Annotated in this window: 23 protein-coding genes and 1 riboswitch; of the genes, 13 read left to right on the top strand and 10 right to left on the bottom strand. The window is 73.5% G+C overall.

All coding sequences use genetic code 11. From position 1 onward, the window contains the following. The first annotated feature begins 108 nt into the window (after positions 1-108). Entirely contained in the window at positions 109-1,740 is a 1,632-nt protein-coding gene (gene pgi, locus J4557_RS31940; protein ID WP_208270478.1) for a glucose-6-phosphate isomerase, read from the top strand. Positions 1,741-1,806: 66 nt separating this feature from the next. Here the strand turns inward: pgi and J4557_RS31935 are convergent, their stop codons facing one another. Next, positions 1,807-2,037: an EF-hand domain-containing protein gene (locus J4557_RS31935; RefSeq protein ID WP_208270476.1), complete on the bottom strand. Its 231-nt coding sequence runs from the start codon at positions 2,035-2,037 to the stop codon at positions 1,807-1,809. Positions 2,038-2,134: 97 nt separating this feature from the next. Here J4557_RS31935 and J4557_RS31930 point away from each other — a divergent pair, with 97 nt between their 5' ends. Continuing rightward, positions 2,135-2,671, top strand: a complete 537-nt coding sequence (locus J4557_RS31930) for a hypothetical protein (protein WP_208270475.1) — start codon at positions 2,135-2,137, stop codon at positions 2,669-2,671. A gap of 95 nt (positions 2,672-2,766) precedes the next feature. Here the strand turns inward: J4557_RS31930 and J4557_RS31925 are convergent, their stop codons facing one another. From J4557_RS31925 to J4557_RS51805, 5 genes are all read right to left on the bottom strand, one after another. Further along, positions 2,767-3,510 (bottom strand): sugar isomerase domain-containing protein, encoded by a 744-nt coding sequence (locus J4557_RS31925; protein ID WP_208270474.1) that lies wholly within the window; start codon positions 3,508-3,510, stop codon positions 2,767-2,769. Further along, the gene (locus J4557_RS31920) at positions 3,503-3,940 is read right to left on the bottom strand and encodes a PTS sugar transporter subunit IIA (RefSeq protein ID WP_208270472.1); all 438 of its coding nucleotides are present in this window, start codon (positions 3,938-3,940) and stop codon (positions 3,503-3,505) included. The genes J4557_RS31925 and J4557_RS31920 overlap by 8 nt, the downstream gene beginning before the upstream one ends. Next, positions 3,937-4,239 carry a PTS sugar transporter subunit IIB gene (locus J4557_RS31915; RefSeq protein ID WP_208270471.1) on the bottom strand — a complete coding sequence of 101 codons (303 nt, stop codon included), beginning with the start codon at positions 4,237-4,239 and terminating at the stop codon, positions 3,937-3,939. Before J4557_RS31915 ends, J4557_RS31920 begins: the two co-directional genes overlap by 4 nt. Before the next feature lie 25 nt (positions 4,240-4,264). Further along, positions 4,265-5,698, bottom strand: a complete 1,434-nt coding sequence (locus tag J4557_RS31910) for a PTS ascorbate transporter subunit IIC (RefSeq protein WP_208270470.1) — start codon at positions 5,696-5,698, stop codon at positions 4,265-4,267. A gap of 108 nt (positions 5,699-5,806) precedes the next feature. Continuing rightward, positions 5,807-6,538, bottom strand: coding sequence for a GntR family transcriptional regulator (locus J4557_RS51805; protein WP_307800324.1), 732 nt, complete (start codon positions 6,536-6,538; stop codon positions 5,807-5,809). Positions 6,539-6,724: 186 nt separating this feature from the next. On the opposite strand from J4557_RS51805, the gene J4557_RS31900 reads away from it, so the two are divergent. From J4557_RS31900 to J4557_RS31880, 5 genes are all read left to right on the top strand, one after another. Next, positions 6,725-8,056 carry a hypothetical protein gene (locus J4557_RS31900; protein ID WP_243776642.1) on the top strand — a complete coding sequence of 444 codons (1,332 nt, stop codon included), beginning with the start codon at positions 6,725-6,727 and terminating at the stop codon, positions 8,054-8,056. Positions 8,057-8,216: 160 nt separating this feature from the next. Further along, positions 8,217-9,305, top strand: a complete 1,089-nt coding sequence (locus tag J4557_RS31895; protein ID WP_208270469.1) for a hypothetical protein — start codon at positions 8,217-8,219, stop codon at positions 9,303-9,305. 149 nt (positions 9,306-9,454) lie between these two features. Further along, complete coding sequence (locus tag J4557_RS31890) at positions 9,455-10,414, top strand: ABC transporter ATP-binding protein (protein ID WP_208270468.1); 960 nt, start codon at positions 9,455-9,457, stop codon at positions 10,412-10,414. Then, positions 10,411-11,781: an ABC transporter permease gene (locus J4557_RS31885; protein WP_208270467.1), complete on the top strand. Its 1,371-nt coding sequence runs from the start codon at positions 10,411-10,413 to the stop codon at positions 11,779-11,781. The genes J4557_RS31890 and J4557_RS31885 overlap by 4 nt, the downstream gene beginning before the upstream one ends. Before the next feature lie 3 nt (positions 11,782-11,784). After that, positions 11,785-14,580 (top strand): alkaline phosphatase family protein, encoded by a 2,796-nt coding sequence (locus J4557_RS31880; protein ID WP_208270465.1) that lies wholly within the window; start codon positions 11,785-11,787, stop codon positions 14,578-14,580. Positions 14,581-14,695: 115 nt separating this feature from the next. Here J4557_RS31880 and J4557_RS31875 read toward each other — a convergent pair whose 3' ends face one another. Next, complete coding sequence (locus J4557_RS31875; protein WP_208270463.1) at positions 14,696-15,637, bottom strand: AraC family transcriptional regulator; 942 nt, start codon at positions 15,635-15,637, stop codon at positions 14,696-14,698. Between the two features lie 91 nt (positions 15,638-15,728). Between J4557_RS31875 and J4557_RS31870 the strand changes: the two genes are divergently transcribed. Next, on the top strand, positions 15,729-16,589 hold the full coding sequence (locus J4557_RS31870) for an NAD(P)H-binding protein (protein WP_243776641.1): 861 nt from the start codon (positions 15,729-15,731) through the stop codon (positions 16,587-16,589). 133 nt (positions 16,590-16,722) lie between these two features. Continuing rightward, a complete protein-coding gene (locus J4557_RS31865) occupies positions 16,723-17,559 on the top strand; it encodes a metallophosphoesterase family protein (protein WP_208270462.1) in 837 nt (278 codons plus the stop codon). A gap of 4 nt (positions 17,560-17,563) precedes the next feature. On the opposite strand, the gene J4557_RS31860 is transcribed toward J4557_RS31865, so the two are convergent. After that, positions 17,564-18,241 carry a TetR/AcrR family transcriptional regulator gene (locus tag J4557_RS31860; RefSeq protein ID WP_208270460.1) on the bottom strand — a complete coding sequence of 226 codons (678 nt, stop codon included), beginning with the start codon at positions 18,239-18,241 and terminating at the stop codon, positions 17,564-17,566. Between the two features lie 275 nt (positions 18,242-18,516). Then, entirely contained in the window at positions 18,517-20,241 is a 1,725-nt protein-coding gene (gene thiC, locus J4557_RS31855) for a phosphomethylpyrimidine synthase ThiC (protein WP_208270459.1), read from the bottom strand. Then, positions 20,237-20,350: riboswitch (TPP riboswitch) on the bottom strand. (Overlaps the previous gene by 5 nt.) 90 nt (positions 20,351-20,440) lie before the next feature. On the opposite strand from thiC, the gene tsaA reads away from it, so the two are divergent. The 4 genes from tsaA (at position 20,441) to J4557_RS31835 (ending at position 24,249) form a co-directional block, all read left to right on the top strand. Next, the gene (gene tsaA / locus J4557_RS31850; RefSeq protein ID WP_208270458.1) at positions 20,441-20,863 is read left to right on the top strand and encodes a tRNA (N6-threonylcarbamoyladenosine(37)-N6)-methyltransferase TrmO; all 423 of its coding nucleotides are present in this window, start codon (positions 20,441-20,443) and stop codon (positions 20,861-20,863) included. A gap of 77 nt (positions 20,864-20,940) precedes the next feature. After that, positions 20,941-22,317, top strand: a complete 1,377-nt coding sequence (gene gdhA, locus J4557_RS31845) for an NADP-specific glutamate dehydrogenase (protein ID WP_208270457.1) — start codon at positions 20,941-20,943, stop codon at positions 22,315-22,317. Positions 22,318-22,420: 103 nt separating this feature from the next. Then, positions 22,421-22,987 carry a dihydrofolate reductase family protein gene (locus J4557_RS31840; RefSeq protein ID WP_208270455.1) on the top strand — a complete coding sequence of 189 codons (567 nt, stop codon included), beginning with the start codon at positions 22,421-22,423 and terminating at the stop codon, positions 22,985-22,987. Between the two features lie 68 nt (positions 22,988-23,055). Beyond that, entirely contained in the window at positions 23,056-24,249 is a 1,194-nt protein-coding gene (locus J4557_RS31835) for a sensor histidine kinase (RefSeq protein ID WP_243776670.1), read from the top strand. On the opposite strand, the gene J4557_RS31830 is transcribed toward J4557_RS31835, so the two are convergent. Then, positions 24,236-24,769, bottom strand: coding sequence for an NUDIX hydrolase (locus J4557_RS31830; protein ID WP_190867804.1), 534 nt, complete (start codon positions 24,767-24,769; stop codon positions 24,236-24,238). The genes J4557_RS31835 and J4557_RS31830 overlap by 14 nt on opposite strands. Between the last annotated feature and the right edge of the window lie 114 nt (positions 24,770-24,883).

The following is a 24,883-nucleotide window of genomic DNA, read 5'->3' as shown; positions in this document are numbered from 1 at the left end:
AGCGTTGCGAGCGCCGCGCGCCGCCGACCTATGATCGCCGTGGGGGGCGGCGGAGCGCCCGGGGGCCGTCGGCGCCCGCCCGGCCCCGCCGAGGAGATGAGAGAGGCAATGGCTGATATCACCGAGTCGCCCGAGTGGACGGCGCTGGCCGAGCACCAGGCGGCGCTCGCGGGCCGGAACCTGCGGGAGCTGTTCGCCGAGGACCCGGGGCGCGTCGAGCGCATGACCGTGACCGCCGGGGACCTCTGCCTGGACTACTCCAAGCACCGGGCGACCGACGAGACGCTGCGGCTGCTGGTGGCGCTGGCGGAGCGGGCGGGGCTGCGCGACCGGATCGCGGCGATGTTCTCCGGGGAGCACATCAACGTCAGCGAGGACCGCGCCGTCCTGCACACCGCGCTGCGGCTGCCGCCGGGGGAGGCGCTGACGGTGGACGGGCAGGACGTCGCCGCCGACGTGCACGCCGTCCTGGACAAGATGTCCCGGTTCGCGGAACGGGTCCGGTCGGGGGAGTGGACGGGGTTCACCGGAAAGCGGATCACCACGGTCGTCAACATCGGTATCGGCGGCTCCGACCTCGGCCCCGCGATGGCCTACGAGGCGCTGCACGACTACGTGGACGCGGGGATCTCCTGCCGGTTCGTCTCCAACATCGACCCGGCCGACATCCTCGGCAAGCTCGCCGGACTCGACGCCGAGCGGACGCTGTTCGTCATCAGCTCCAAGACGTTCGGCACGCTGGAGACCCTGACGAACGCCAAGGTGGCGCGGCAGTGGCTGATCGACGCCCTCGGCGACGACAAGGCCGTCTCCCGGCACTTCGTCGCGGTGTCGACCAACGCCGAGCGGGTCGCGGACTTCGGCATCGACACCGACAACATGTTCGGCTTCTGGGACTGGGTCGGCGGCCGCTACTCCTTCGACGGCGCCATCGGCCTGTCGCTGATGATCGCGATCGGCGGCGAGGGCTTCCGGGAGATGCTGGCCGGGTTCCGCGCGATCGACGAGCACTTCCGCACCGCGCCGTTCGAGGCGAACATGCCGGTGCTGATGGGCCTGCTCGGGGTCTGGTACACCGACTTCTTCGGCGCGCAGACCCGCGCCGTGCTGCCCTACAGCCAGCGGCTGTCGCGCTTCCCCGCCTACCTGCAGCAGCTGACGATGGAGTCCAACGGCAAGTCGGTGCGGGCCGACGGCGCGCCGGTCGTGGCGCAGACCGGCGCGATCTTCTGGGGCGAGCCCGGCACCAACGGCCAGCACGCCTTCTACCAGCTGCTGCACCAGGGCACCCGGCTGGTCCCGGCCGACTTCATCGGGTTCGCCGAGCCGTTCGAGGACCGGGCCGGCATGCACGACCTGCTCACCGCGAACCTGCTCGCGCAGACGTCCGCGCTGGCGTTCGGCAAGACCGCCGACGAGATCGCCGCCGAGGGGACGCCCGCCGCGGTCGTGCCGCACAAGGTGATGCCGGGCAACCGGCCGACCAGCACGATCCTGGTCCCGAAGCTGACCCCGAAGACGCTCGGCGAGCTGGTCGCCCTCTACGAGCACATCGTGTTCGTCGAGGGGACGATCTGGGGCATCGACTCCTTCGACCAGTGGGGCGTCGAGCTCGGCAAGGTGATGGCGCAGGACCTCGCGCCCGCGCTCACCTCGGAGGAGCCGCCGGCGCAGGCGCCCGACCCCTCCACCGCCGCGCTCGTCCGCAGGTACCGCGAGCTGCGCGGACGCCGGGTCTGACCGGAGCGAACGGAACGGGCCCGCCGGTGCGGCCGGCGGGCCCGTTCCGTTCCGTCGCGTCCGAGGTCAGGCCCAGCCCTGCTCCTCGAGGATCGCCCGGTACTCGGCGTAGGAGATGAACCCGTCGAGGTTGGCGTCGGCCTTCTCGAACCTGTCCTGCGTCTCCGCGCGTGTCCACGACAGCCCGAGGTGCTCCAGGACGAGCGTGAACTCCATCAGGTCGAGCCGCTCGTCCTTGCCGAGGTCCGCCCTCGTGAACACGGCGAGCAGGTCGTCCTCGGTCGGCCTGGTGGTCATCTCACTCCTCTGATCCCCGACGAAGTCGGACGGGGCGCGAGGGGTCGTCCCCCTCGGGCCGAACTGGTCCGATACGCCCGCATCATAGACTCCGGGCATGCGCCGATCGAGCAGCACCGTGGTCGTCGTGGCGGGGGAGCGGGCCGGCGACGTGGTCGCCGGGCTGGGCGGGCTGCACAACGTCCGCGCCCTGGTCCGCGGCGACGTCCCGCCCGCCGAGTTCGCCGCGCTGGTGGGCCGCGCCGCCGGCACCTACGTGGTGCACGACGACGACCCGCTCGCCGCCGTCCGGGACGCCTGGACCGCGTTCTTCGACGGGGCGTCCGCCCCCGGCCCGCTGGAGGTCGCCGTCGAGGAGGCCCTCGCGGCGCTGCGCTCGGGCAGGGCGCAGCTCCCCGACTACTACATCGTCCTCGACCCCGAGGAGATGCCCGAGACCGCGCGGCACTGGTGGCTTGGCGTCCTGGCCGGCGCCGCGCCCGCCCGCGTCGTCCCGGCGCCCTCCGTCCCGTCGCGGGTCGCCGCGGAGCTGGGCCGGCTGTCGCCCGGCCGCTGGTGGCCGGACGACGCGGCGTCCTGGCTGCGGGAGCTGCCCCGCACCGTCCCCGACCGCGCCGGCCTCCTCGCGGGCTAGAACGGTTTCCCCGCGGGCTGGAACGGCCGGCCGGCGGGAGCGGCCGGCGCCGGTCACCTCTGGCCGGTCAGCCTTGGCCGGTCAGCCTTGGCCGGTCACTCGCCTCCGGCCAGCTCGGGGACGCGGTGCCGGTAGCGCTCGATGAGCGCGGTGTTCCGCTCGTCGCCGCCCGGCACGTTCGCGCTCGTCCACCGGGGCGGCTCCACGCCGCGCGCGGCGGCGAGGTCGTCGAGGTCGGCGAGGACCCGCGACCAGGCGTACGCGGCGAGGATCGTGGAGACCGCGGCGGTCCGCGGCGCGTCCGGCGGATGCAGGACGTCGCCGGGCGGCACCCGGGTGTCCACCACGATCGCGGCGTGGTCGGCGAGCGTCGTCGCGGCCCGGGCGGCGGCGCCGCTCGCGGCGCGGGCCGAGGTCACCGCGACCACCGGGACGTTCCGGGCCGCGCACTCCTCGGCGATCTCCACCGGGTACGGGTTGCGGCCGCTGGTGGAGAACACCACCGCGACGTCCGGCGGGGCGGGCGCGGCCTCCCTGACGACGGCGCGGCCGACGCCGGCGCGCCGCTCGGCGCGGGTGCTGCGCACGGCGTCGTCCAGCGGGAGCACGTCCGGCGCCCAGATCGGGCGGACCGCGGCGAGCCCGCCGGCCCGGTAGAACGTCTCGCACACCATCACCAGCGAGTGCCCGGCCCCGGCGACGTGCACGATCCCGCCCGCCTGGACCGCGTCGAGCAGCAGCGCCGCCGCTGCGCCGATCGCCTCGCCGGAGGCGGCGTCGAGGTCGTCGAGCAGGGCCCGCACCCGGCCGGGGAGCCGCTGCCGGGCGGCGTCAGGCATCGGGCACGGCCTCCTTGAGGGCGCCGGCCAGCTCCTCCCGGCCGGGCGCGGCGCGCAGCCGGTCGGCGAGCCCGCCCGACAGCGACCGGGCGAGCGCGGCGAGCGTGCCGACGTGCGCGTCCGGGTCCGGGGTGCAGAACGCGAGTAGGAGGTCGACCGGGTCGTTGTCGGGATGCCCGAACTCCACCGGCGCGGCCAGCCGGGTCACGCCGACGCCGACGGCCAGCCCGCCGTCCTCGGGCCGGGCGTGGACGAGCGCGAGGCCCTTCGTCAGCACGATGTACGGGCCGTTCTCCTCGACCACCCGCTCGCACGCCGCCGGATAGCCCTCGCCCGCGGCGCCCGCGGAGACCAGCGCGGACGCGGCCTCCCGGACGGCCTCCCGCCAGTCCCGCGCAGCGACGTCGTCGTTCGCGGCGATGACGGTCACGGCAGCCACCCCTGCCCGGTCAGCCGCTCCTTCAGCTGCGCGGCGAGGCCGTCCTTGTCCAGGAAGTCGCTGATCGTGATGACGACCGGCGCGAGGTCGGCGATCTCGCCGGTGTGCATGCCCTGCCCGATCACCACGTCCGGGGACATGCCCCGCGCGGACGACACGTCGGTGTTCTCCACCCGGGCGTCCACGCCGAGCGAGCTCAGCGCGTCCTCGGCGGTCATCTTCAGCATCAGGCTGGAGCCCATGCCGACCCCGCATACCGCGAGGACCTCCAGCCGCCTGTCCAGTGCCATGTCGGTTCCCTCCGTTGTGAGTCGTTCACGCCTCGGCGGCGGCCGTGCCGGCGGCCGCGGGCTCGCCCTCGGCGGTGGCGCGGCGCCTGTCCGCGCGGCCGAGCAGGACCAGGGTGACCACGGTCGCGGCGAGCGCGACGGCCGGCACCAGCCAGACCGTCCCCGCGTCGATGACCGGGTCCGCCGCCTTCAGCAGCCATCCGATCGCGTACCAGTCGGGGTCGGCGAGGGTGGACAGCTCCGGCGCCGTCCGCTCGTACAGCCCCCAGGTGAAGCCCTGGCCGACCGCCAGGATCAGGCCGGAGACCACGCCGCCGAGGACGGCGCCGCGCCAGCCCGCCGCCACGTTGCCGAACAGCCCCGCCGCGCCGCCGACGAAGAACAGCATGATCATGGGCGGGGCGAGAGTGAACCAGCCGGCCGCCGCGGAGACCGCGAGGCAGGCCAGGAACACCACCGTGGACGTCACGAACCCGAGCATGACCGCGGTCGGCGCGACGGGGAAGACGGTCGGCGCGTCCAGCGCGGGCCGGGTGCCGGGGATGACCCGGTCGCTGAAGCCCTTGAACGCCGGGACGATCTCGCCGAGGAACATCCGGACCCCGTACAGCAGGATCGCGATGCCGCCCGCGAACCGCAGCCCGACCAGCAGTCCCCACACCCACGGGGACAGCTTGTCGTCCATCTCGGCGGCGGCCCCGGCCACCACGCCGTGGTCGGCGAACGCGACCCCCAGCAGCATGATCACCGAGATGATCAGCGCGGTGCTGATGGTGACGTCCTTGAAGAACGACAGCTGCCGGGGCAGCGTCAGCCTCTCGGTGTCGTGCTTCTCTCGGCTGCCGAGCGGCCGGGCGGCGTAACCGGTGATGAGGCAGGCCAGCGAGCTGGTGTGCGCGTACCCGAACCGGTCGTCGGGCATCACGCGGCGCATGAGCGGCCGCATCCACAGCGGCTGCAGCGTCCAGTACGCGGCGACGAACCCGGCCCCGCACAGCACCAGCGTGAGCTGGTTCGCGCCGGGCGCGATCGTCACGAGCGACGCCACCGTCACCGTGCTGATCCAGAACATCAGGTGGCCGGTCAGGTACAGGTACCGCGCGGCGGGGAAGAGCCGCACGATCAGCACGTGCGCGAGGAACGCCACCGTGATCACCAGCGCGATCGTGCCGCCCTGCTTCGACAGGAAGTCGGTGAGCGAGTGGTCGGCGTGCGGCGGCGTCGTGCCCATCGCGCTCGCCAGCACCGTCTGGAAGCTGGCGAGCCCGCCGGTGAACACGTCGACGCCGATGAACAGGATCACCACGCCGATCGTGGCGCGCAGCGCGCCCGCGACGACGTCCTCCGCCCGCTTGCCCTGCAGGATCAGCCCGGCGAGCGTGATGAGCCCGATCAGGATCGGGACCTGGCCGAAGACGTTGTTCGCCAGGAACGTGAGGATGTCCTTGATGACGCCCATGGTGAAGTCGCCTCACTTCTCAGGGTGGTTCGTGCGCTGCGGCCCCCCGGCCAGCGCTGATGGACGGTCGTGCCCCGGACGCGTGCTGGACGCGTACCGGGGAAGCGGTCAGTGGGACGGCGGGCGGAGGTCGAGTTCGAGGCGATACCGGTCGCCCCGGTAGACCGACCGGACGTACTCCAGCGGCCGGCCGTCCTCGTCCCGCGTCACCCGCTCGAACAGGAACGCCGGCGTGTGCACAGGGACGCCCAGCTCGGCGGCCTCCTCCGGGGTGGTGACGGTCGGCTCGATCGTCTCGGTGCCCGACGCGATCACGATGCCGGCGCCGCGCAGCAGGTCGTAGAACGACCGACCCTCCAGGACGTCCCTGCGCAGCCCGGGCATGAGCGCCCGGGGCAGGTGGAGCGTCTCGATGGCCATCGTGGCGCCGTCCGCCAGCCGCAGCCGCCGAATGGTCAAGACCTCTTCGGTCGGAGGGAGGTCCAGCCGCCTGCCGATCCGCGCCCCCGCGGTCTCCGTGCGGAACGACAGCACGCGGCCGCCCGGCTTCATCCCCCGGCGGATCATGTCCTCGGTGAAGGAGGTCATGGTGAGCGGCACCGCGATCCGCGGTTCGGCCACGTAGGTGCCGCTTCCGTGCCGCCGTTCGAGCAGCCCTTCGGCGACGAGGCCGTCCACGGCCTGCCGTAACGTGGGCCGGGAGACGCCGAGCTCGTCGACCAGCCGCCGTTCGGACGGCAGCGCGTCGCCGGGCTCCAGACCCTCCAGCATGGCGAGCAGCTCGCGGCGGACCGTCTGCCGCTTCGTGTTCCCGTTACGGCCCTCGCCGCCAGTTCGCACGCCTTCACCCTTCCAGGGAGCCGATCCTGTCGTCGCACACGCTACGTTTCGTTATGACGACTGGTCAATACCACTTTGTCGATGTTTGCCATGGCGGCGGGCGCGCCCCCGGCCCGCCGTCGCCGAAGATCGTCCTGACACCGGCCGAGCGCCGCGCCCCGCGGCGCGGCGGGGGGAGGCGGCGATATGAAGCGGCGCGTTCGCGCGGGCCTGGCGCTCGCGGTTCCGCTCGTCCTGACCGTGACGGCGGGCACGGCGGCGGCCGGGGCGGGCGCCGGGCCGCCGGGGGCCCGGTCCGGCTGGCGGCTCGTCGCGGCCGAGCCGTTCGACCGGCGCCTCGACGACGCGCGGGTGCCGTGGAGGCCCGACGACGACGGTCCCGCGAGTCCCTACGACGTCGACATGTACGACAACGACGGCGCGTACTTCGCCACGGTCGGCGGGCCGGCGTTCCGGACGCGGCTCGCCGAGGTCCGCACGTACCGCAAGTCCTTCGCGTTCGGCCGGCGCGGCTGGCTGACCGCCGAACTCGCCGCGCGCGACGCCGACGGGGACGGCAGGCCGGACCGGCCGCCGACCCTCACCGCGCGGCGCGGCGCCGCCGACCTCGACGAGCCCGACTACCGCGGCGGCATCGTCATCCGCTCGACGCGGGACCTGCCCGCCGAGTACCGCGTCGAGATGACGCTGCGCGGCCTGGACTTCGGCGGCGAGCGCGGCGGTTCGTGGGACTACCCCGACGGCCGGATCAACGGCTACGCGCCCGGCGGCTGCAAGACCGTCTTCCCGTGGGCGTCCGGCGGCGACTTCTCCAGGCCCGAATGCGCGTGGGCGGACGCGCGCACCGACTCCAACGGCTTCTACTACATGTCGATCGTGGATTACCGGCGGGTCGCGCCGCACGACAACATCTTCGTCCACGGTCACCGGAAAGTGGCCATGGACGGCTACAACAGGTACAAGTACACGGGTTCGGGCCTGAAGTACTGCAACCCGGCGACGAAGCGGTACGAGCCCTATTCGGCCGGGACCGGAAACGGCGTGAACGCCATTTTCATGACCGACGACCGCAGGTATCCCGCGATGCCCGGCACCGAGTACCTGATGCAGAGCGAATGCGGGCTCGCCAAGGGCGGCGCGATCGTCTCGACGGTCGACCTGCGGCCGGAACTGCTGCCCGAGAACCCGTACACGTTCGCGATCGAGCGCCGCGGCGGTGCGTACACGATGGAGATGTCGGGCGTGTTCGCCCACGTGGGCCGGGCGACGTACCGGTACACGCGCGCGTTCGTGCAGGACGGCGAGCCGATCTGGCACTACAACCAGAAGCCCGGCGAGTACGACGGCCGCTACGACGCCGACTGGACCTGGAAAGGGCCCGGCGGCACCCTCGTCGACCGCCATACGTGGCCGGCCGGGTCGGCCTATCCCGACCGTTTCATGATCGGCGATCCGCACATGAACTTCTACGAGGGCGGCGCCCGGGTCGACGACATCCGGCTCTACGTCCCCCGGTGACGCGGCGCCGGCAGGGGTTCGAGGGGCCGGCAGGGGTTCGAGGGGCCGAGCCCGCCGGCCCGGCCCCTCACCGGCCCGTGACTGTTCTGTGACCGCCCGATTACCCGCTGTAGTAAGGGGGAATGTCGCGCTCAGTGGAATTGCCCGCTGAGGAGGGGAAATGGCAGAGCCGGCCGGCGGCCCTTCGACCGCGCGAGGAGTCCTCCTGGACTCGTTCACGGGCGCCACCGACGACGCCAAGCTCACCCAGGCGCTGTCCTACGTCTCCCAGCAGACCTGCAAGCCCGCGATCGTGCTGGGGCAGCGCTCGATGGAGTTCAAGCAGCCCCGCCAGGTGTTCGACGGGCTCGCCTTCACGGGCCTGATCAGCGGGAACGAGTTCCACTACAACCAGCGGGTGAGGATCAGCGTGCCGGGTTCCGGATGGCTGACCCTCCCGAAGGGGCGGACGCGGGGACTCTACGTCGGCAACCTGAGCTTCGAGGGCGACTCCGGAACCGCCTTCTTCGCCGACCAGGGCAGCGGCGGCCCGGTCCTGTGGGCCTCGCATTTCGAGAACCTCGCGTTCAACCTGTTCAAGCACGTCATGTGGGGAGCGCACAACGCGGTCGCCTTCTCGGGTTTCTGGGACGTCAACAACAGCTACGACACGCCGTTCAAGCTCTGGGGCTCGGACAACAGCTACTGGACGGACGGGATGCTGATCGACTCCCCGAGGATGGGCCACGGCGACCGCTACCACGTGTGGCTGCCGAACGTCAGCAAGACCGTCGTCGGCCCGATCTTCGCCACGGCCAGGGCCAATGTGTGCGCGCTCCGCCTCGACGGCGGCCGCGGCGTGGTCCTGAACGGCGCGCGCTTCGACGCGCAGGCCCAGGCGGGCCATCCCACCTTGGGGAGCCAGCTCCTCATCACCGGCGGCAGGTTCGTGCGGGTCCGCGACTGCTGGTTCTACGGCGGCATGTCCGATCCGGGCTCGGCCGGCCATTCCCACCCCGCCTACGACAAGGGCATCGTGACCGTCACCGGCGGGGCGGGCATCGTCCTCGACGGGCTCATGTTCAGCGACGGCGACGGCGTCCAGCCCGACGCCACCAGGCCCGGCACTCCCCATGTCCACATCGGCGGCGGGAGCGGGATCCGGATCCGCGACATCCAGGCGAGCGGCGCGCCCGTCGTCCGGCGCGCTTCCTCGGTGCCCGCCGCGACCATCGTCACGGACCCCGACGTGCCGGTGTCCGTCGGCTGACCTGCGGCACCGCCCGTTCCTCCGGTCCCCATGGGGCCGCCGCGGCCCCTGAGGGTGGGCGATCATTCGCCCGTCGTTCGGCTGCGCGCCCCGTCGACGCCATTCGCGATCTCTAAGTTCCTGCGGCGGCGTCTAAGTGGGGAACTGGCATGCGCAGAAGCAGGGTCGTCCGGGCTCGCGGCATCACGAAGTCGTTCGGCGAGGTGGTGGCGCTCGACGACGTCGATCTGGAGGTGGACGGCGGGCAGGTCCACGGCCTGGTCGGCCCGAACGGCGCGGGCAAGACGACGCTGCTCGGCCTGCTGCTCGGCCTGGCCGTCCCGGACCGCGGCCGCCTCGAGATCCTCGGGACGCCGGTCGGGCGGACGCTCGCCGTCCCCGACGGCGTCGCGGGCTTCGTGGACGGGCCCGGGCTCTACCCCTCGCTCACCGCGCGGCAGAACCTCGCCGCCCTGGCGCGGCTGCGCGGGCACGACTCCGCCGCCGGCGTCGGCGACGCGCTGGAGCAGGTGGGTCTCACCGACGTCGCGGACGACCGGGTCCGCGGCTTCTCGCTGGGGATGCGGCAGCGGCTCGGGCTGGCCGCCGCGCTGCTCACCCGGCCGCGGCTGCTGGTCATCGACGAGCCCGCCAACGGCCTGGACCCGGCGGGCAAGCGGCACGTCCACGGGGTCATCACCCGCCTCGCCGCGGACGGCGCCGCGATCGTCATGTCCAGCCACCGGATGGACGACCTCGCCGCCCTGTGCCCGGAGGTCACCATCCTCTCGACCGGGCGGGTCGTGTTCTCGGGGCCGGTGAAGAAGCTCGCCGCCGAGGTCGGCGACCTCGACCACCGGCTGCTGACCTCCGACCCGCCGGCCGCCCGCGAGGTGGCCGAGCGGACGCCCGGCCTGCGCGTCGTGGGGGACCCGGGCACCGAGCCGGACGCCGACGTGCTCGTCGTCCGCGGGCCGGTGCAGGCCCTCGACGACCTGGTGGTGCGGCTGGTGGAGGCCGGCGTCGCGGTGCGCGGGCTCGCGCCCGTGGTCCCGCCGCTGGAGGCCGCCTTCCTGGCCCTGACCGGAACCGGGACCGTTCCCGGCGAGACCGAGGAGGACTCCCGATGACCACCACCACCGCCACCGCGCCCGCCGCGGACGAGGCCCGTCCGGCGCCGCTGCCGCGCGGCTACCGCTTCGAGCTGGTCAAGCTGCTGTCGCAGTGGCGGATCCGGCTGGTCCTCGCGGCGTGCTGGATCGCGCCCGCCGCGTTCGTGGCCGCGGTGAGCCTGCAGAGCTCGCTCCCGGCCGACACGGTCTTCGGCCGCTGGATGCACGCCTCCGGCTGGGCGGGATCGCTGGTCGTGCTGGGCTTCTCGTGCACCTGGGCGCTCCCGCTGCTGACGTCGCTGACCGCCGGCGACGTGTTCGCCGCCGAGGACCGGCTCGGCACCTGGCGCCACCTGCTGGTCGCGGTCCGCTCCCCGCGCCGGATCTTCGTGGCGAAGGCGCTCGCGAGCCTCACCGTGATCCTGGCGATGACGGCCGGTCTGGCCGCCTCCGGCATCGCCGGCGGGCTCGCCGCGGCCGGCGGCCACCCGCTCGCCGGCCTCGACGGCCACCTGCTGTCCTCCGGCGACGCCGCCGCGACGGTCCTGCTCGCCTGGTGCTGCGTGCTCGCGCCGACCCTGGCGTTCGCGGCGGTCGGGCTGCTCGGCTCGGTGGCCCTGGGCCGCTCGCCGATGGGCCTGCTGATGCCCGCGCTCCTCGCGCTCGGGCTCCAGCTCGCGCAGACGCTACCGCTGCCGGTGGCCGTGCGGACCGCCCTGCCGGGCGAGGCGTTCCTCGCCTGGCGCGGCCTGTTCACCGAGCCCGCGCAGACCCGCCCGCTGCTCATCGGCGTCGCGGTCGCCCTGGTCTGGGCGGTCGTCGCCACCGGGCTGGCCTACCGGCTGTTCCTGCGCCGCGACTTCACCGACCTCGCCTACGACGGGTCGGGGCGGCGCGTCACCGTGAGCGGCGTGCTGCCGCTGGCCGCCCTCACCGTCGCCACGGTCGCGGTGGTCTCCTGGACGACCCCGGCGAAGGGGTCGGGGATCGAGCGGGTGAAGCTCGAGAACTCCCTCGCCACCTCGTACGCGCACCTCTACCGGCTGCAGACCCGCGAACTCCACCGCCCCGCCGTCACCGAGGCCCGGCTGCGGACCACGGCGTCCTGCGACAAGGGCGGCGGCCGCGTCGCCGACGAGGGGCCGGGCAACGACTGGCGGTGCGTCGTGACATGGCACCTGCCCGGCGTGGTCTCCGCGGGCACCGCCATCTACCAGCTCGACGTCACCGCGGACGGGCGGTACGTCGCCGACGGCGACGGTCCGAAGGAGGTGAACGGCTACTTCCAGGTGCGCACCTCGAGCGGGGATGCGCCCAACCCCCTGTGGCAGTTCGACGGCAACGTCGACCTGCTCGCCAGCCCCGCCAGTGCTCAGAAGGGTTAGCTCATGCACGTCACACGTCAACGCCGGAACCCCGCGGAGAACCGCTCCGGGGTGTTCCGCCGGCTCGGCGGCCGCCGGGTCCGGCTCGTCGCGGCCGGTACCGCCGCGCTGGCCGTCACGGCCGGAGGGGGTGTCGCCTACGCGTCGACGCACGCCTTCGGCACCCACAAGGTCGGCGACACGACCGGCCTCGGGACGCTGCTCGCCAGCGACCAGTTCAACAAGCCCCTGGGCGACCGCCTTCTCGTCGACAACGGGAAGCTGCTGTCCTCCACCGTCAGCCCGGACGGCCGCCACCTCGCGGCCCTGACCACGGACCGTTCCATCGCCCTGACGATCGTCGACCTGAAGGACTACAAGGTCCTCCAGCAGGCCGGCACCTCGGCGGACGCGGACCTGAGGATCGGCAACAACAACGTCGGGCAGGAGGGCCCGACGTACTCGCCGGACGGCAAGACCCTCTGGATGCCGCAGATCAACGGGTTCAGCCGCTTCCCGGTGAACGCCGACGGCACCGTCGGCGCCCCGACGTTCATCACGATCCCGAACGACGGATCCAAGCACCCCCTCCCGGCCCAGGCGGTGTTCTCCGCCGACGGCGGCACCCTGTACACCGCCGTCAACGGCCAGAACCGCGTCGTGGCCATGGACCCGGCCACGGGGGCGATCAAGCACAGCTGGAGTGTTGGGAACGCTCCGCGCGACCTGGCCCTGGTCGGCGGCAAGCTCTACGTCAGCAACGAGGGCGGGCGTCCCGCGAAGGACGGCGACCGGACCCTCAACTCCTACGGCACCCAGGTGCCCGCCGACCCGAAGACCGGCGCCGCCACCACCGGCACCGTGAGCGTCATCGACGTGGGAGACACCGGCGCCTCGGTGAAGTCCATCGAGGTGGGCCTGCACCCGACCGCGCTGCACGCCAAGAACGGGGCGCTGTTCGTCGCCAACACCGGCAGCGACACCGTCTCGGTCGTCGACACCTCCAAGGACGCCGTCGTCCAGACCATCACGACCCAGCCGTGGCCGGGTGCGAAGGTCGGATACGAGCCCGACGGCCTCACCCTCACCGACGACGGCCACCTGCTGGTCACCCTCGGCCGCGCCAACGCGGTCGCCGTCTACCGGTACAGGACCCCCAAGGAGTCGGTCGGCTTCGTCGGCCTGCTGCCGGTGGACTACTTCCCGGAGAACGTGACGACCGTCGGCGGGCAGGTGGTCGTCACCAACCTGCGCGGCATCGGCGAGCGCGGCCCCGAGCGCACCATCGACAAGGGGCCCGGGACCTCCCCGGCCACCGGCCACAACACCCACGACTCGACCGGCACGCTGCTGCGGTTCACGCTGCCGGACGACCGCCTCGTCCGGGCCTACACGGCCCGGGTCTTCCAGCAGAACGGCTGGGACGCCGCCTCGCTCGCCGGGCTGCGCTCCGGCGGCCGCGCGGCGCCCGTGCCGGTCCCGGTGCGGCTCGGCGACCCGTCGACCATCAAGCACGTCTTCCTGCTCGTCAAGGAGAACCGCTCCTACGACCAGGTGTTCGGCGACGACGAGCGCGGCAACGGCGACCCGGCGCTGGCGCAGTTCGGTGAGAACACCACCCCGAACCAGCACGCCCTGGCCCGCCAGTTCGGCCTGTACGACAACGCCTACGACGTCGGCACCAACTCCGCCGAAGGCCACAACTGGCTGATGCAGTCCGACAACCCCGAGTACACCGAGTCGGGCGCCGGCGAGTACGAGCGCAGCTACGACACCGAGGACGACGCGCTCGGCCACCAGCGCTCCGGCACCCTGTGGAGCGGTGTCCAGGCGGCCGGGGGCACCGTCAAGAACTACGGCGAGTTCCTCCAGTTCGAGACGAAGCCGTCCGGCGCCACATGGCAGCAGTTCTACTGCGACGCCAGGAACATGGCGTCCACCGGCCAGAACACCGCCATCACGACCGACTCGTCGTCGCCGATCCCGTCGCTGAACGACGTCACGGCGCACGACTACCCGAAGTTCGACACCGACATCCCGGACATCTACCGGTACGAGATCTGGAAGCGCCACTTCGACGCCGAGGGCCCGGGCAACCTCAACATGTTCTGGCTGTCCAGCGACCACACCGGCGGGGCCCCGAACCCGATCGCCCAGGTCGCCGACAACGACCTCGCCGTCGGCAGGATCGTGGACCACATCTCGCACAGCAGGTACTGGAAGGACTCCGCGATCTTCGTGATCGAGGACGACACCCAGAACGGCGTCGACCACGTCGACGGCGCGCGCGGTCCGGTCCAGGTCATCAGCCCCTACGCCAACCACGGCAAGGTCGACAGCCACTACTACTCGCAGATCACGGTGGTCCGCACCATCGAGCAGATCCTCGGGGTCCGCCCGATGAACCAGAAGGACGGCGCGGCCACCCCGATGTACACCGCGTTCACCGGGCGGCCCGACTACACGCCGTTCACCGCCGTGCAGAACCGCGTCCCGCTGACCTACGGGCTCAAGACGCCGCCGGCCTGCGGCGACGACCCCGTCCCGACGACCAGGGCGTCGCTCGCCCCCGCCCAGTCGCCGACCCCGGCGGTGCCGGCGGGGGAGAAGGGCGTCGCGGACCTGTGGGACGCGTGGAACCGGCAGCAGCACCAGAACGACCGGAACCCGCAGCCCGACCGCGCCAACCCCGACCAGATGGACCACTACACGTGGTACCTGACCCATGGGTTCACCAAGCCGTACCCGGGTGAGAAGAGGATCCTCACCCCGGCGGAGGTGCCCGGCCGCTACCTGCCGTCCCCGGACGCCGACGGCTGATCCGGACCGGCACGGTCCACCACAGGCGGCCCGCCCGGGATCGATCCCCGGGCGGGCCGCCGCACGTCCGGGCCGCGGGCCGCCGATGCGGCGGCCGGCGCGCAGCGCGGAGGCGTCAGGCCGTCGCCGCGCCGGAGCGGTACTCCTGCGGGCTCATCCCGTGCTCCCGCTTGAACGCGGTGCTGAGCGCGAACGCGGTCCCGTAGCCGACCCGGCGCGCCACGGCGTCGAGGGTGGCGTCGCTCTCGCGCAGCAGGTCGGCGGCCTGCGCCAGCCGGACGCCGGTGAGATACGCCATCGGCGGCTCGCCGACCAGCCTGCCGAAGCGCTGCGCGAGCGCGGCCCGCGAGGCGCCGACCTTCGCGGCCAGGTCCGCGACCGTCCACGGGTGCGCCAGGTCGTCGTGCAGCAGCCGCAGCGCGGGCCCCACGACCGGGTCGCCGTGCGCCCGGTACCAGCCGGGCTGCTCGGCCTCCGGGCGGGAGAACCAGGCGCGCAGCGTCTGGATCAGCAGCAGGTCCAGCAGCCGGTCGAGCACGACCTCCTGGCCGGGCTCGTCCTTGACGATCTCCTCGTCGAGCAGCCCCACCAGCGGCGACCGCCAGGTGTCGCCGCGCACGACCGCCAGCGGCGGCAGCGCGGCCAGCAGCCGCCGCGTGACCGCGCCGCGCGTCTCGTAGGTGCCGACGAGCATCACCGCCCGGCCGTCCGGGTCCGTGCCCCAGGCGCGCACGCCGAGGTCCATCGCCTCCGACAGGCTCGTCCCGTCCGGGGTGGTGCAGCGCTGGCCCGGGTGGATGACGATCTGCGGTTCGGTGGACGGGTCGTCCGCCACGACGTACGGGTCGGGACCGCGGCAGATCACCAGGTCACCGGGGCGGACGTGCACGGGCGCGCCCTCGTCCGGGATCACCCAGGCCTCGTCGCGGACCACGGCCACCAGCGTCAGCGGCGCCTCGTCCTGGATCCGCATCGACCACGGCGGGTTCAGCGCCGAGCGGATCATGAACGCTCCGTGCGCGCGGGGGCCGTCGAGAAGGTCGGTCAGGGCGTCCATGCCGCTCAGCGTAAAGGCCGTGGACGCTCGCGTATGGAGTCCGGCTTCTCAACGATGTCGGACGGGCGCGCCCGGCGGTTGACTTCACGACATGACGAACACCAGCGAGAACACGAACGGGCACACCATGGAGACCGGGCTCGTGCTCGTGCTCGGCGGGACCGGCAAGACCGGCCGGCGGGTGGTCGAGCGGCTGGAGTCCCTGGACGTCCCGGTCCGGATGGGCTCGCGGTCGGCGGTCCCCGGCTTCGACTGGACGGATCCGGGGACCTGGGCGCCGGTCCTGCAAGATGTCGAGGCCGTCTACCTGTCCTACTACCCGGACCTCGCCGCCCCCGGCGCGCCGGAGGCGATCGGCGCCTTCACCGCCGCGGCGGCGTCCGCCGGGGTGCGCCGGGTCGTGCTGCTGTCCGGGCGCGGCGAGGAGGAGGCGCGGGCGTGCGAGCGCGTCGTCCGGGACTGCGGCCTGGAGTGGACGATCGTGCGGGCCGCGTGGTTCGCGCAGAACTTCAGCGAGGACTACCTGCTCGACCCGGTCCGGGCCGGCGAGGTCGTCCTGCCGGCCGGCGACGTGCCCGAGCCGTTCGCCGACGCCGACGACATCGCCGACGTGGCCGTCGCCGCCCTCACCCGCGCCGGGCACGCCGGCGAGACCTACGAGGTCACCGGGCCGCGCGCGCTCACCTTCGCCGAGGCGGTCGCCGAGATCGGCCGCGCCGCCGGACGCGAGATCGCCTACGTCCGGGTCGGCGCGGACGACTACGCGGCGGCGCTCAAGGAGCACGGCCTCCCCGGCGAGGTCATCGGCCTGCTGACGTACCTGTTCACCACCGTGCTGGACGGCCGCAACGCCGAGCCCGCCGACGGCGTCCGCCGCGCCCTCGGCCGCGAGGCCCGCGACTTCGCCGCCTACGCCCGCGAGACCGCCGCCACCGGCATCTGGAACGCCTGAACCCGCCCCGCCTCCGCGCGCCGAGCGGCTGACCTGCGGCAAGAACGGCCGATCATCGCGCCCCCGCCCGGACCGCGGCCCGTGCTCGCCTGCCGAGCACGGGCCGCGCCCGCTCTGCGCTTACGATCACGGCATGAGCGGTGTGTACGCGATCAGCGACCTGCACGTCGGGTTCCCCGAGAACCGCGCCTTCGTCGAGGCGCTGGAGCCCGAGACGCCGGGCGACTGGCTGATCGTGGCGGGCGACGTCGCGGAGCGGTTCGCCGACGTCGAGTGGGCGCTCGGCGTACTGGCCGGACGGTGGGACCGCGTCCTGTGGGTCCCCGGCAACCACGAGCTCTGGACGGTCAAGAACGACCCCGTGGCCCTGCGCGGCGAGGCCCGCTACCGGCGGCTCGTCGACATGTGCCGCGGGCTCGGCGTGCTCACGCCCGAGGACCCGTACCCGGTCTGGGACGGCGCGGACGGCCCGGTCACGGTCGCCCCGCTCTTCCTCCTCTACGACTACACGTTCCGGCCGGACGGCGCGTCCACTAAGGAGGAGGCGCTGAAGATCGCGCACGAATCCGGCGTCGTCTGCACCGACGAGGTCTACCTGCACCCAGACCCGCACCCCAGCCGGGACGCCTGGTGCGACGCCCGGATCGGCTACACCGAGGAGCGGCTGGCGGCCCTCGCCCCGGGCACCCGGACCGTCCTGGTCAACCACTGGCCGCTCGTCCGGGAACCCACCCGCGTGCTCTGGTATCCGGAGTTCGCGCAGTGGTGCGGCACCGAGCGCACCGGGTCCTGGCACTCCCGGTTCGGCGCCGTCGCCGTCGTGTACGGCCACCTGCACATCCCCCGGACGATCTGGACGGACGGCGTGCCGCACATCGAGGTGTCGGTCGGCTACCCGCGCGAATGGCGCCGGCACGGCGGCGAGCCGAAGGGCCCGCGCCGCGTGCTCCCCGTCCCCGCCCGGACCTGACGCCTCAGCCGAACGGGTTCGGCGCGCCGCCCGACCCGCCGGGCGAGGTTCCGTGTTCCCCGGGCGCGGCACCCGACTCACCGGGCGCGGTGCCGGATCCGCCGGACGCGGCGCCGGGGGCGATGCCGGACGCGGCGAGGGAGAGCAGCCGCCCGGCGGCGCCGGGTTCCCGCTCGGCGGCCGTCGCGATCCCGCCCGCGAGTTTCAGCACGTCCAGGAACGCGACCCCTGCGGGCGCCTCGCCGGACTCCTGCGCGCGGGCGAACAGCGCCTCGCCCGCCTCCCGCATGGCGCGGCACGACCGGAACGCCTCGCAGCGCTCACCGCGCAAGGAGACCAGGACGGACGGCGCCGTCCCCCGGAACTCCGACACGGCGGCGACGAAGTCGTCCAGCCACGTGAGCAGCGCCCGCCGGGGCTCCGGCGACTCCAGCAGCTCGCGGCCCCGCTGCGCGAGCGCGTCGTAGGCGTCGGCGAGCAGTGCCTCCAGGAGGTCCTGCCGGGTGGGGAAGTGGCGGTAGAGCGTCCCGACGCCGACGCCCGCCAGGCGGGCGACGCCCTCCAGCGAGGCGCCCGCGCCGTCGCGCAGGAACATCTCGCGCGCGGCGGCGAGCAGCCGCGCGCGGTTGCGGCGGACGTCCGCGCGCGGCGCACGGGTGCGCGGCATGTCGTCGCTGGTCACCTTGGGTCCCCGGTCCTTCCTGACGCGTGCGCGACCGCGGCGTGCAGGGGATGGTCCGCGGTGTTGGAACGTTCCCTGAAGTCTAGTCGCAGCGTGCCGCGCCACCCCGGTCAGGCGGCCGATGTCCTGCCGGGGTGTCCCGGCCGGGGGCGCGCGCCGGGGATCCGAGCGGCCGGAGCCCGCCGCGGCACGAGGTCCGCGACGGGCTCCGGTGAGAGGAAGGGGGAGCGCCCCGACCGAGGGCGCGGCCGACCGGCGCTCGGCCCGGTCGCCGGTCAGGAACCGCCGGGCGCCAGCGGCAGGTACACGCGCCCGCCCCCGGAGCGGAACTCCCCGGCCTTCTCCCGCATCCCGGCGGCGAGCGCGTCCTCCTCGGCCAGGCCGTGCTCGTCGGCGTACCGGCGGACGTCCCGGGTGATCTTCATCGAGCAGAAGTGCGGCCCGCACATCGAGCAGAAGTGCGCGGTCTTCGCCGGCGCCGCCGGGAGCGTCGCGTCGTGGAACGCCCGCGCGGTGTCCGGGTCGAGCGACAGGTCGAACTGGTCCTCCCAGCGGAAGTCGAACCGCGCGTCCGACAGCGCGTCGTCCCACGCCTGCGCGCCCGGATGCCCCTTGGCCAGGTCGGCGGCGTGCGCCGCGATCTTGTAGGCGATGACGCCGGCCTTGACGTCGTCGCGGTCGGGCAGCCCGAGGTGCTCCTTCGGCGTGACGTAGCAGAGCATCGCGGTGCCGTGCCAGCCGATCATCGCGGCGCCGATCGCCGAGGTGATGTGGTCGTAGCCCGGCGCGATGTCGGTGGTCAGCGGCCCCAGCGTGTAGAACGGCGCGCCGTCGCACCACTCCTGCTGCAGGTCCACGTTCTCCTTGATCTTGTGCATCGGGACATGGCCCGGGCCCTCGTTCATCACCTGGTTGTCGAACTCCGCGGCGATCCGGGTGAGCTCGCCCTGCGTGCGCAGCTCCGCGAACTGCGCCTCGTCGTTGGCGTCCGCGATGCAGCCGGGCCGCAGCCCGTCGCCGAGCGACCAGGTGACGTCGTAGGCCGCGAAGATCTCGCACAGCTCGCGGAAGCGGGTGTAGAGGAAGTTCTCCTCGTGGTGGGCCAGGCACCACGCCGCCATGATCGACCCGCCGCGCGAGACGATGCCGGTCTTGCGCCGCGCCGTCAGCGGCACGTACCGCAGCAGCACGCCCGCGTGCACGGTCATGTAGTCGACGCCCTGCTCGGCCTGCTCGATCACGGTGTCGCGGAAGACGTCCCAGGTGAGCTCCGCCGGGTCGCCCCCGACCTTCTCCACCGCCTGGTACAGCGGGACGGTCCCGACCGGCACCGGCGAGTTGCGCAGGATCCACTCGCGGGTGGTGTGGATGTCCCGGCCCGTCGACAGGTCCATGATCGTGTCGGCGCCCCAGCGGGTCGCCCACGTCATCTTCTCGACCTCGTCCTCGATCGAGGACGCCACCGCCGAGTTGCCGATGTTGGCGTTCACCTTCACCAGGAAGTTCCGGCCGATGATCATCGGCTCGAGCTCCGGGTGGTTGACGTTGGCGGGCAGCACCGCCCGGCCCGCCGCCAGCTCGTCGCGGACGAACTCCGGCGCCACGCCCTCGCGCAGCGCCGCGAACTCCATCTCGGCGGTGATCTCCCCGCGCCGCGCGTAGGCGCGCTGGGTCACCGCGCCGCCGCTCGCCCGGCGCGGCCTGCGGGGGAGCGGCCCGCCGGCCGCGGGCGCGGAGCGGCGCCCGTCGTCCTCGGGGCGCGCCGCCCGCCCCTCGTACGGCTCGGTGTCGCCGCGCTCGGCGATCCACGCCTCCCGCGGCGCGGGCAGCCCCTTGCGGACGTCGGTCTCGTGGTCGGGGTCGGTGTACGGCCCGGACGTGTCGTACAGGACGACGACGTCGCCGTTGGTCAGCGGAACCTCCCGCATGGGAACGCGGATCCCCGGGCGGGAACCCTGGAGGTACGTCTTGCGGGCAGCTGGAACCACGGATTCGGTCATGACGACTCGATCTCTCCCTACGCCGGCATTACCCGGTCAGGTTCATGCGGTCGGCGGCCGTCTCAGCCGCGATCTCAGCCCGGTTCGCCGGGCCCCCGCGATCTGTCGTGCTCGACGGTAACCCGGCGCACCCCCGTTGCCGCAACCGCCGCCCCTGGGGTAAAACGCGCCCGCGCGACGGGGCTGGGAGGATCGGGACATGGAGAACATCCGCGGTGACCTCACCCTCACACCGGTCGGCCACGTCTCGTCCCCGCTCAGCGACCGCGCCGCCGCGCCCAAGCAGGGGACGGAGGGCGCCCCCGACGCGTGGCTGGTCTTCGAGCCGGCGTACCACGCGGCCCTGGAGGGCCTCCGCGCCGGCGACCGGGTCATCGTGCTGACCTGGCTGCACCTGGCGTCCCGGGACGTGCTGCGGACCCGGCCGCGCGACGACCCGGCCAATCCGGAGACCGGTGTGTTCGCCACCCGCTCCCCGGCCCGCCCGAACCCGATCGGCCTGCACCCGGTGGAGATCCTCCAGGTCACCGGGCGGCGCGTGCGCGTCCGCGGCCTGGAGGCGCTCGACGGCACCCCGGTGCTGGACGTCAAGCCCGTTCTCGCGGGGGATACGGGTCCTTGACCGGCCCGTGCCCCGCGGTGGTCCAGACCACCGCCTAAAGTAGAGGGGCATGATCACCGTCTGAGGAAGGACCCGGCATGCCCGCTTCCCCCCGGCCGCAGAACGCGACCGGCACGCACACCGTGCTGGACAAGGCCTACGAGCGCGTCCTCGTCCGCGACCCGGGGGAGCCGGAGTTCCATCAGGCCGTCCACGAGGTGCTGGAGTCGCTCGGCCCGGCCGTCGCCGCCCGTCCCGAGCTCGCCGGCCAGGGGCTGCTGGAGCGGCTCATCGAGCCCGAGCGGCAGATCGTCTTCCGGGTGCCGTGGACCGACGACTCCGGCGCGGTGCACGTCAACCGCGGCTTCCGGGTGGAGTTCAACAGCGCGCTCGGCCCGTACAAGGGCGGCCTGCGCTTCCACCCGTCGGTGAACCTCGGCATCGTGAAGTTCCTCGGTTTCGAGCAGATCTTCAAGAACGCGCTGACCGGGCTCGGCATCGGCGGCGGCAAGGGCGGCAGCGACTTCGACCCGCGCGGCCGCTCGGACGCCGAGGTGATGCGGTTCTGCCAGTCGTTCATGACCGAGCTGCACCGCCACATCGGCGACGACACCGACGTCCCGGCCGGGGACATCGGCGTCGGCGGCCGGGAGATCGGCTTCCTGTTCGGCCAGTACCGGCGGATCAGCAACCGCTGGGAGGCGGGCGTCCTCACCGGGAAGGGCCAGCCCTGGGGCGGGTCGGCGTGCCGGACGGAGGCCACCGGCTACGGCAACGTGCTGTTCACCGCCGAGATGCTCCGCAAGCGCGGCGAGGAGCTGGACGGCCAGACCGTCACCGTGTCCGGTTCCGGCAACGTCGCGATCTACAGCATCGAGAAGGCGCAGGAGCTCGGCGCCAACGTGATCACCGTGTCCGACTCGGGCGGCTACGTGGTGGACGAGAAGGGCATCGACCTCGAACTGCTCAAGCAGGTCAAGGAGGTCGAGCGGGGCCGGGTCGCCGACTACGCCGAGCGGCGCGGCGCGTCCGCCCGGTTCGTCCGAGGCGGCAGCGTCTGGGACGTCCCGGCCGACATCGCGCTGCCGTCGGCGACGCAGAACGAGCTGGACGTCCAGGCCGCCCGGGTGCTGGTCCGCAACGGCGTGAAGGCCGTCTCCGAGGGCGCCAACATGCCCACCACGCCCGACGCGGTCCACGTGCTGCAGGAGGCGGGCGTCGCGTTCGGCCCGGGCAAGGCCGCCAACGCCGGCGGCGTCGCGGTCAGCGCCCTGGAGATGCGGCAGAACGCGGGACGCGAGATGTGGACGTTCCCGGAGGCCGAGGCGGAGCTGGCGGAGATCATGACGCGGATCCACAACACCTGCGACGAGACCTCCGAGCGCTACGGCGCGCCCGGGAACTACGTGGTGGGCGCCAACATCGCGGGCTTCGAGCGCGTCACCGAGGCGATGCTCGCCCAGGGCCTCATCTGACCGGTCCCGGGCGCGCCGCCCGCGCGGCGGCGCGCCCGGGACCGGCGGGACCGCCGCCCTGTCGGTGGCGGCCGTTAGCCTCCCTGCTGAAGAGGGGGAGGCGATGAGAAAGATCATTGTGTCCATGACGACGTCCCTGGACGGGTTCGTCGAGGGGCCCGACCGCGAGATCGACTGGCATCTCGTCGACGACGAGCTGCACCGGTACTTCAACGACTGGTTCCGCGGCATGAGCGCCTTCATCTCGGGGCGCGTCACCTACGAGCTGATGGCCTCGGTCTGGCCCACCGCCGACGCCGACCCGGACCTCCCCGCGCCCATGCGGGAGTTCGCCGGGATCTGGCGGGAGAAGCCGAAGATCGTCTTCTCCCGGACGCTGCGGAGCGCCGGGTGGAACACCGAGATCAGGCGCGAGGTCGTCGCCGAGGAGATCCGCGAGCTCAAGGCGCGGCCGGGCGGTGACATGGTGCTCGGCGGCCCGGACCTGGCCGCCTCCTTCCGCGCCCTCGACCTGATCGACGAGTACCGCCTGTTCGTCGATCCGATCCTGCTGGGACGGGGCAGGCCGCTGTTCTCCGACTTCGACCGCAGGACGCGGCTGGCCCTCGCCGAGACCCGGACCTTCCCCCACGGCGTCGTCATGCTCCGCTACGAACGCGTCCGGGACTGACCGCCGCGCGACGGCGCGGGCGGGTGCGCTCCCGCCGCGGAGTCGGGGAAGATGGGCACGTGGTGACGATGCCCCGGCCCGACGCGGCGATCCGAGACGCCCTGCTGACGACGCTGCTGGCCGCGGCGGCCGTCGCCGCCGCGCTCGCCTGGCCGGGGACGCGGCCGCTGGACGCCGGGGGCCTCCTCCTGCTGGTCGGCGCCCACCTGCCGCTCGCGGTGATCCGGCGGCGCCCGGCACTCGCGCTGGTCGCGCTGGTCCTCCTGACGCTGCCCTACCACCTGCTGCAGTACCAGCACCACGCGCTGATCCCGGCCGAGGTGATCGCGCTGTTCTCCTACGCGGTGTTCGGGCGCCGGGTCCGCGCCGTCCTGACCGTGGTCGGCCTGCTGCTGTTCGTCTGCGTGATCACGATGGCGCTGCGGGCGGGCGGCGGCTCCGTCCGCGAGCAGATCGCGGTGATCGAGGCCGTGGTGTCGGTGGTGATCGCGGTGCAGGTCTGGCGGTCGCACCGCGCCCGGCTCGCCACGATCACCGAGCGGGCCGAGCGGGCCGAGCGCACCCGCGAGGAGGAGGCGCGCCGCCGGGTCGCCGAGGAGCGCCTCCGGATCGCCCGCGACCTGCACGACCTGCTCGCGCACAGCATCACCGTCATCGGCGTGCAGGCGGGCGCCGCCGCCCACCTCGTCGCCGGCGACCGGCCGCTCGACCGCGCGGAGCTGGCCGAGGCGCTCGGATCGATCGCCGCGACCTGCCGCGAGGCCCGCACCGAGCTGCGCGGCACCCTCCAGGTGCTGCGCGGCACCGACGTCGGCGGGCCCGCCGAGCTGCCCGGCCCGGACGCGATCCCCGGCCTCGTGGACGCGGCCCGGGCCGCCGGGCTGGAGGTGGCGCTGAGCGCGGACGGCGCCGCCGGCGCGCCGCCGGAGATCGGCGTCGCCGCGTACCGGATCGTGCAGGAGGCCCTGACCAACGTTGTCAAGCATGCCGGCGCGCGCCGCGTCGCGGTGACCCTGGCGCGCGAGGAGCGGGGGCTCGTCGTGCGCGTCGCCGACGACGGCCGGGGCCCCTCCGGCGCCGCGCCCGAGGGGTTCGGGATCCTCGGCATGATCGAGCGCGCGCGCAGCGTCGGCGGGACGCTGGACGCGGGCCCCGGAGAGGACGGCGGGTTCGTGGTCGCCGCCGTCCTCCCGGCCACGGCCCTCAGCACCGGAGCGCCCCCGGACGTGCCGTCCGGGGAAGAGCCGGTCACCCCCCGCTGATCGTCCGGGCGTGGAGCAGGAGCAGGCCCGCCAGGGTCGAACCGGACCCGATCTCGCCGCGGGCGGCCAGCTCCGGTACCGACGACAGCGGCACCCACTCGATCCGCTCCGCCTCCACGTCGGTCGGCTCGCCGATCCGCTCGGCGCCGTCCGCACGGAAGATGTGATGTATCCCATCGTGGAGCCCCGGCGACGGGCGCACCGCCACGACGTGCTCCAGCGGCCCGGCGCGGTACCCGGTCTCCTCGACCAGCTCGCGCGCCGCCGCCTCCGCCGGGTCCTCGCCGTCCTCGACCCGCCCGCCCGGGACCTCCCAGCCCCAGGCGCCGGTGATGAACCGGTGCCGCCAGATCAGCAGCACGCGGCCCGCGCCGTCGACCGCCGCCACGCCCGCGGCGGGCCGCACCCGTACGAGATGGTGGTCGAAGCGCCGCCCGTCCGGCAGTTCCACGTCGGCCAGACGCACGTCCATCCAGGGGCTGTCGTAGATCGATCTCTCGCCGTGCACCGTCCATCGCATGGCCGGACGCTATCGGGGGCTTTCAAACCCTTACCGGTAGGGTCAGGATCAAGGGGGACGGCGCGACCGCCGGGGGGCGGGCCCCCGCCCCGGGGTCATCGCCCGGAGGGCGCT

This window comes from Actinomadura nitritigenes, from assembly GCF_017573545.1.
In the GTDB taxonomy this organism is placed as follows: domain Bacteria; phylum Actinomycetota; class Actinomycetes; order Streptosporangiales; family Streptosporangiaceae; genus Spirillospora; species Spirillospora nitritigenes.
The sequence above is the reverse complement of the archived record's forward strand: the minus strand, read 5'-3'. Positions and strand labels throughout refer to the sequence as shown.